At 50.8% G+C, this 6,861-nt stretch carries 6 protein-coding genes and 1 pseudogene; all 7 read right to left on the bottom strand.

All coding sequences use genetic code 11. The features are described 5' to 3' along the window. A pseudogene (locus HOLDEFILI_RS06075) lies at positions 1-474 on the bottom strand (3-deoxy-7-phosphoheptulonate synthase); the annotation flags it as partial. A 217-nt stretch (positions 475-691) separates the two neighbouring features. Continuing rightward, the gene (locus HOLDEFILI_RS06070) at positions 692-1,924 is read right to left on the bottom strand and encodes a shikimate kinase (RefSeq protein WP_006058643.1); all 1,233 of its coding nucleotides are present in this window, start codon (positions 1,922-1,924) and stop codon (positions 692-694) included. Further along, positions 1,909-3,033 carry a chorismate synthase gene (gene aroC, locus HOLDEFILI_RS06065; RefSeq protein WP_039864176.1) on the bottom strand — a complete coding sequence of 375 codons (1,125 nt, stop codon included), beginning with the start codon at positions 3,031-3,033 and terminating at the stop codon, positions 1,909-1,911. The genes HOLDEFILI_RS06070 and aroC overlap by 16 nt, the downstream gene beginning before the upstream one ends. Before the next feature lie 110 nt (positions 3,034-3,143). Next, positions 3,144-4,145 carry a 3-dehydroquinate synthase gene (gene aroB / locus HOLDEFILI_RS06060; RefSeq protein ID WP_039864434.1) on the bottom strand — a complete coding sequence of 334 codons (1,002 nt, stop codon included), beginning with the start codon at positions 4,143-4,145 and terminating at the stop codon, positions 3,144-3,146. Positions 4,146-4,453: 308 nt separating this feature from the next. Beyond that, positions 4,454-5,182, bottom strand: a complete 729-nt coding sequence (locus tag HOLDEFILI_RS06055) for a prepilin-type N-terminal cleavage/methylation domain-containing protein (protein WP_006058640.1) — start codon at positions 5,180-5,182, stop codon at positions 4,454-4,456. A gap of 112 nt (positions 5,183-5,294) precedes the next feature. Next, positions 5,295-5,927, bottom strand: a complete 633-nt coding sequence (locus HOLDEFILI_RS06050; RefSeq protein ID WP_006058639.1) for a hypothetical protein — start codon at positions 5,925-5,927, stop codon at positions 5,295-5,297. Next, positions 5,924-6,769: a prephenate dehydratase gene (gene pheA / locus HOLDEFILI_RS06045; RefSeq protein ID WP_006058638.1), complete on the bottom strand. Its 846-nt coding sequence runs from the start codon at positions 6,767-6,769 to the stop codon at positions 5,924-5,926. The genes HOLDEFILI_RS06050 and pheA overlap by 4 nt, the downstream gene beginning before the upstream one ends. Positions 6,770-6,861 lie beyond the last annotated feature (92 nt).

Here is a 6,861-nt window from a genome sequence, read left to right as displayed (position 1 = left end):
GGTCTTTTCCCGCGCCTTGACCATCGCAAGAATCCCTTCGGTGCCCATCCCCTGGAAAGCGTAAGGTGAGGTTCTCGGCTTGTACGCGCCACCTCGTAACATCACGCCGCCGGCGTCTTTGACCTGTTGGGCGATGTCGCAGATCATGGCCTCCCCTTCGACCGAACAGGGACCGCCGATCACGACGATCTTCTCCTGGCCACCGACCTTGACGCCGCTGACGTCGATGACCGAGTCTTCCGGATGAAACATCCGGTTGGCCAGTTTGTACGGAGCGGCAATCCGGGTGACGTCCTCCACCCATTCGTTCGCCATAATCCGCCGCTCATCCAGCTTCGCCGTATCACCGACCAATCCGAAAACATTGTAATTCGCGCCGGAGATCATGTTGACCTGAACGCCTTGTTTTTCAAAGTTTTGGATCAGCCGGTCGATTTCCGGCTGCGGTGTGTTCTTTTTTAATGTGATAATCATGGTTTTATTCCCCCTGTTTTTTCAATCTGCGCTCGTTTTCTTTACCGAATACGATGCTGTCTTTCCATGTCATAATTCATTGCCTGTTCGCGTAACGACTGTTGCGTTTTCTCCGTTACTGCCGTTCAGACTTGTTCTTAGTCCTTCCTTATTCTATTTCAGGATGAATCCTCACTGTTCTTGACTTATTTCTAATCGATCAGTCCCGTTATTTCCGTCAGCCAGTCCTGCCATAACCGGCGGGCGGTCTGATCGGCGCTGCCGTTGTTTTCAATCTGTTGGTCGCAGGCAGCCCGGTATAAATCAATCCGCTGGTCATAGAGCTGCCGCGGGCTTCGCGGCTGGAGCTCAGCGGCCGGCTCGGATCGGTTTCCAGCTGATCCAGACTGCGGTCCAGGAAATAAACCTTGCCGCTCTGACGCAGCCGTCTGACATTTTCCCAATCCTTGACGATCCCGCCGCCCGTGGCGATAATCTGCCCCGTCTGCAGCGTAACTTCCGCCAGAATTTCCGCTTCGATCTGACGGAACCGGGCTTCGCCTTGTTGGGCAAAGAAGTCCCGGATCGGCATGCCGATCCGCTCCACGATCCGCTGATCAATATCAACGGCCGGACGGCCGCTGATTTCCGCCAGTTTCCTGGCGATCGTGCTTTTGCCGCAGCCCGGCATCCCGATTAAGACGAGATTCATTTTCTCCCGCGCCAGTTCTGCCGTCATGCGCAGAATGGATTCCGGAGCGACCGGCTTGCCGATAAACGCTTCAATCGCCTCGGCGGCCTGCGCCGTTAACATGCTTAATCCCGTCGCTGTCCGGCAGCCGCGTTTCTGGGCTTCGACGATCAGGCGGGTGCGGTGCGGATTGTAGATCACATCCGCGACGCTTTCCAGCTGAGGGAAGCGATCCAGCTCCACGGGAATGCCTTCCTGTGCCGGAAACATGCCGACCGGGCTGGTATTGACGATGACCTGCGCGCCGCTGTGATCGCGGTACGCTTCTTCGTAGGTCAGTGTTTCCGGCGACGGATTGCGTTTGACCTTGACGATCGCCGCCGCGCCTAAATCCTCCAGCACCGCCTGCACGGCCTGCGCCGCCCCGCCGTTGCCTAACAGGATCACTTTCCGGCCCTGAATTTCCATGCCTGCTTGTTCCAGCATGAACCGACAGCCGTAATAGTCGGTATTTTTACCGATCAGGCGGCCATGATCATTGACGATCGTGTTGACGGCCCCGATCCGCCGTGCCCGTTCATCCAGTTCTTCTAAATAAGGAATCACAGCTTTCTTATAGGGGATCGTGACGTTCAGCGCCGCGAAATCCTTGTTTTTCATCCAGGCGTCCAAGTCCTGGAGAGCCACCTCAATCAGCTCGTAAGGATAGCCGCCCAGCGTTTCATGAATCCGTTGGGAATAGCTGTGTCCCAGATGTTCGCCGATCAATCCTCGCCGCATGGCCGTTCTCCTTCCCACCACAGAATGCCGAAGCGCTCAGTCAACAGATCTGCCAGCCCGAAAGCAATCAGACTGTCGACGACGACCCGCGCCCGATGCAGAATCGCCGGATCATGCCGGCCTTCAATTTGCAGCGTCGTCGGTTCGCCGGTTTTCAGATTAACGCTGGGCTGCGGCTTGTAGATCGAAGGGGTCGGCTTAACGACCGTGCGGATGCGCAGCGGCATGCCGTTGGTAATCCCGCCGTTAATTCCGCCGTTATGATTGGTCAGAGTCCGAATATGTCCATTGTCGATCGTGATGCCGTCGTTGGCTTCGCTGCCTCTTTTTGCGGCAAAGTCGAAACCATCGCCGAATTCCACGCCCTTCACAGCGCCAATGCTGAACAACAGATGCGCCAGCCGGCTCTCCACCGAATCAAAGAAGGGCTCGCCCACTCCGGCCGGCATCCCGACCACCGCGCTTTCCAGAATCCCGCCCATCGAGTCGCCCTGGGCCTGAGCCTGTTCGATCCGCTGCTGGATCGCCGTCCGCGTTGAATCGCTCAGACATGCCAGATATTGATCCTCTAAGCTCAATAGCTGCGCCCGCAACTCTGCTTCCTCGTCCGCAAACGGCGCGTCCATTAATTCCTGCATCTGCGCGACATGCGTTCCTATCTCGATGCCTTTCGCTTTCAGCATCTGAAGGAAAATGGCGCCGGCCGCCACTAACGGCGCGGTGATCCGGCCTGAGAAATGACCGCCCCCGCGGTAATCCTGATAGCCCAGATATTTAATCTCCGCCGTGTAATCGGCATGCGAAGGGCGCGGAATATATCTTGTTTTCGAATAGTCCTTGCTTCGCATATTTTCGTTGCGGATAAGAATGCACAGCGGTGTGCCCGTCGTCCGGCCTTCAAAGACGCCGCTGACGATTTCCGGAACATCCGCTTCCTGCCGCTGAGTCGATATTTTGCCTTTAGGTTTGCGTTTCTCCATCTGCTTGCCCATCCAGGCTTCGTCGATGCGGATGCCCGAAGGCAGACCCTGAATCACGACGCCGATCGCTTCACCGTGGCTCTCGCCGAACAGCGACAGCTCAATACACTGTCCAATCGCACTTTTCATCGTTTGATCTCCTTGTTTTTTCCTGGCTTTTTTGTCATTTTTCCTTGTTCTGCCCTGAACGCAGAACAACTTGTTTTCCTTATATTCTTTTCATTAAAAGAACTTTTCGATTACAAATATTCTTTGATCTTCTCCGTCGGGATATCTTTTAAATACGCTTCACCGATCTTCCGCAGCAACACAATCGTTAACGTTCCGCCGTCGATCTTCTTGTCTTTGGTGATAAAGTCGTAAACCTGTTGGCGGTCGTAGTCGATATCTTCTTTCAGATTCAGCCGCTGATAAATCGGGTGCAGCCGTTCGCGGATCGTTTCATCTTTGATCATTTTCATCATGCCCAGCGCAACCGCTTCGCCATGGTACACGTCGTGCAGATGGTAATAGCTCTCGATACCATGGCCGATCGTATGTCCGAAATTCAGGATCCGGCGAACGCCGATTTCCCGTTCGTCGATCTCCACGACCTTCTTTTTCATCATCAGTGATTTGTATAAGATCTTCTCGATGTGCTCCATCGGATCGTCCGTTTCAAACAACTCAAACAACGATTCATCGCGGATTAAACCGGCTTTCAGCGCCTCGGCCAGACCGTTGTTGATATGCCGCTGCGGCAAAGTGGCCAGTACGTCCGGATCGATCAGCACCATTTTCGGCTGCCAGAACGCGCCGACGCAGTTCTTGATGCCATCCAGATTGATCGCGACTTTCCCGCCGATGCTGCTGTCAATCTGCGACAGCGTCGTTGTCGGGATGTTGATAAACTCAATCCCCCGCATATACGTCGCGGCGACAAACCCGGACAGGTCGCCGATCACCCCGCCGCCTAAAGCGACGATCAGATCTTTGCGGGAAAACCGTTCTTTCAGCATCCGCCGCAGAATCTGTTGATAAACTTCCATACTTTTAGCGCCTTCACCCTGAATCACGCGTTCGACATAACCCTGACCGCATTGCGCCAACACACGCTGGGCATATTCCTCCGGCACCCCCTCGTCCGTCACGATCATCACCTTCCGGTGACCTTCGAGATACTGTCCCACCTGATTCAGAAGTCCCCGCTGAATCAGAATCGGATAGCTTTTGTCTTTGAGATTGACTGTGATTTTTTTCATCATATTAACTTCTCCCCTCTCACACAACCTACAAAAAAACCGTACAGGCTTATCCTGCACGGTTCAGCATTTCTTTTCGCATTCCCCTTCAGAATTAGCCTGATTTCAAATCAAAACGGGCTAATGTCCAAAGTGAACCAGCCCTCTATCTAAAGGTAAAATAAAAGTAAGAAGAACTCGGATGTTCAATTTTTTCGCAGATATTTTTCATCATACTCAACACCTCGATGTTTTTACTATATCACAATTCGATTGAAATGCAATCTTTTTCTGAAACTTCAGCTCTTTGTTACAACCTGGGAAACCGATTATTTCACAGATCCCAAATCCAGATAATTAAAAGTCGTGGAATCTACTTTTTTTGATTTAATGCTTCCTGTAAAAGTTTTTCCTGTGGAATTGCCAATAAGGTTCCTGTCTTTATCGTATTCGTAGACCACCCCTTGAACTGAATCTCCTACTTTCATATCCGAAATTCCATCAAAAATATAAACAGAATAAGTACCATTGTTATTTTTCATGACAGTGAAATCAAAGTTATCAGCATTCAAACCATATTTCTTCGCGATGGTCTGCTTAAATCCTTTTCCAAAGTTCGGCCCTGTAGAGTCCAGCTGACCGGTTTTATTGCTTCCATAAAAACCATTAACAGCCATTTCCAACATATCTTTGGAATAATTACCCAGAATCTGTTGTTCTGAACCACCGTGATTGGAACAAGTGATTGAAAATTTACTTGGATCCACAGGATCAACCAGAACGGTGATTGTTCCGCCAGTAGGACATAATTTTTCATGATCTCCTAATTTTTCGTCAATCGCTTTTTTGGCAGATTCCTCATTAAACGGTTTTTCACCTAAAGTATATTCCATAACCATGATTTTATACGCGTTGGCCTGATTGGCATGGCATACTGTGTCCGACGCTGTTTTAGTAAAACCTGTCACTTTCGGTACCAGCATCAACATCAAAAGCACTAAAATCACCACAACGACGATCAATTCAATTAATGTAAAACCCTTTTTCCGCCGTTTCATCGCTTATCCCTGCCTTATCTTGTTTCCGACTAGAAACACTGCCGGAAATCCATATTTATTATATCATTACGACTTCGATAACCGAATCTTTTTTATGTAAAAATCCATAGTTTTAAGCCGCGGAGGTCAACTTTTTTATCATCTCTGTATAAATTTGTTTCAGCTCTGCCTGTTCCGCTTCGCTCATCGGTGCGGTATACGGATCGTGTGAATCGACGGTCGCGATATGATTAGCCGCGACCCGGCCGTTAACAATCAATGCAACGTCCGGCACATAAAACCCTTCCTCGCCTTCCTCATCCTTCAGCAGCCAGCCTTCAAAAAGCGTCATGATCTTTTCAATCATCGCTTCCGAGTAATTTTCAGGCTTGCTTGTATCGACGTAATAAACAACTGCGTCGTTTTCCTTAGCCGCTCCATTTAAAACCGGCACCGCTTCAATACACCACGGACAATTCGGCTTGCCATAATAGATCATGAACGATTCGCCCTGTTCGATTTTTTCCAGCGAAGCTTCCAGACTGATTTCAACGAAAGCATTCTGCTCGTCCGTGAAGCCTTCATAAGCGCTCAGGTCGGCGGATTTGTCGTTGACCGTCGGATCGGGAGTCGCTGCCGGCGAAGGCATGGGCGTTTGTTCGATTGCCGGTGAAGGCGTGAGGGACGGCGTGGGTTTCACTTCCGGCGCAGCGGCGCATCCGCTGAGCATCAGCGCACCCAACAGAATCACAAGTTTCCTTCTCATAACAGCTCTCCGTTAAACGCCCGCTTGTAGCTGCCCAGAACTTTAACCTCCAGACAATGCTCGCGAACCTCGGCAATCGCTTCCTGCGTCTTTGGCTGAAGCAGACTGCCGTCGAAATCAATATAGAAACAATACTCAAACATCCGTCCGCGGATCGGCCGGGATTCCAGCTTCAACATGTTGATGCCCCGCTGAGCGAAAACTCGAATGACCTCATACAACGCACCCGGTTCATGATTGACGACGAAATACATGCTGATCTTATCTGCCTCCTGAACGGTCTGCTCGCCTTTTGCCACACAGAAAAACCGCGTTGTATTCAGCTGATTATCCTGTACCCGTTCCTTTAATATAGGCAGATGATAATATTCCGCCGCCAGCCAGCTCCCCAAAGCCGCTTTCGACGGATCCTGGCACTGCGCCACATATTCCACGCTTTTCGCCGTATCCTGATAGGTCACCGGTTTAATCCACGGATGCGCCGCAAAGAAACCGGAACATTGATCAAGCGGTTCCGGATGGGAATACACCTCGCGCAGATCCTCGATGTTCGTTCCCGGCAGACCGATCAGCTGCTCGTCGATCCGCACTAAAATCTCGCCGACCGCAAAGATATCGCTGTCCTTCAACAAATCATAAGTCCGATAAATAATCCCTGTCGTCGTATTCTCCACCGGCAGCAGCGCGTAATCGATAGCACCGCTTTCAACGTCGGCAATGATCGACGGGAAATTGGCATAATTACAAGCGGTGAACGGCCTGTCCTTAAAAAACTCCTGTACGGCAATTTCACTGAAGGTGCCGTGCGCCCCCTGATACCCCACCTTAATTTTCTTATCCATGATCTTCCTCCAAAGTGAATTTATTGTATCACACTTTTTTCCGCTGCGAAGTCCGGATTTGAATTGAAAGACGCTTTTCGCTATAATGGTGT

Source organism: Holdemania filiformis DSM 12042, assembly GCF_000157995.1.
In the GTDB taxonomy this organism is placed as follows: Bacteria; Bacillota_I; Bacilli_A; order Erysipelotrichales; family Erysipelotrichaceae; genus Holdemania; species Holdemania filiformis.
The sequence above is the reverse complement of the archived record's forward strand: the minus strand, read 5'-3'. Positions and strand labels throughout refer to the sequence as shown.

Excerpts from the sequence above, each read along its gene's own strand:
- aroC (WP_039864176.1), bottom strand. The coding sequence starts at position 3,033 with ATGAAAAGTGCGATTGGACAGTGTATTGAGCTGTCGCTGTTCGGCGAG.
- pheA (WP_006058638.1), bottom strand. The coding sequence starts at position 6,769 with ATGGATAAGAAAATTAAGGTGGGGTATCAGGGGGCGCACGGCACCTTC.
- HOLDEFILI_RS06055 (WP_006058640.1), bottom strand. The coding sequence starts at position 5,182 with ATGAAACGGCGGAAAAAGGGTTTTACATTAATTGAATTGATCGTCGTT.
- aroB (WP_039864434.1), bottom strand. The coding sequence starts at position 4,145 with ATGAAAAAAATCACAGTCAATCTCAAAGACAAAAGCTATCCGATTCTG.
- HOLDEFILI_RS06070 (WP_006058643.1), bottom strand. The coding sequence starts at position 1,924 with ATGCGGCGAGGATTGATCGGCGAACATCTGGGACACAGCTATTCCCAA.
- HOLDEFILI_RS06050 (WP_006058639.1), bottom strand. The coding sequence starts at position 5,927 with ATGAGAAGGAAACTTGTGATTCTGTTGGGTGCGCTGATGCTCAGCGGA.